We start from the raw sequence: 336 nt of genomic DNA, 5'->3' as shown, positions 1-336 counted from the left end.
AGTTGGACCAGATCATTAACGGTGACGGGGACGAAATAGAGCTCAACCTCACCAACGGCGCGCGCATGACAGGGGCAGAATTCCTCACCCACAAGTTTGCCGAAATCGGTTACGCCACCATCGTGCACCCCATCGAAGGACCCATCAACACCTGGCGGCTAGAACGCGGAGCAAACTTCAACCAACGCCTCACCCTGCACGCGGAATTCCACACCTGCTCACGCCCTGGCTGCAATAAACCAGCCGACTACTGCCAAATCCATCACCTCATCCCTTGGCAGGCTGGTGGCTACACCAACATTAAGAACCTGACGTTTTTGTGCGCCTACCACAACG

Annotated in this window: 1 protein-coding gene; it reads left to right on the top strand. The window is 56.0% G+C overall.

The genetic code is table 11. From position 1 onward, the window contains the following. The coding region (locus tag HMPREF2526_RS13845) for an HNH endonuclease signature motif containing protein (protein ID WP_148139571.1) at positions 1 to 336 on the top strand (336 nt) is incomplete at both ends.

It is taken from the genome of Corynebacterium sp. HMSC070E08 (genome assembly GCF_001808895.1).
GTDB lineage: Bacteria > Actinomycetota > Actinomycetes > Mycobacteriales > Mycobacteriaceae > Corynebacterium > Corynebacterium hiratae.
Note: the sequence above shows the minus strand (reverse complement) of the source record. Positions and strands in the feature narration are given on the sequence as shown.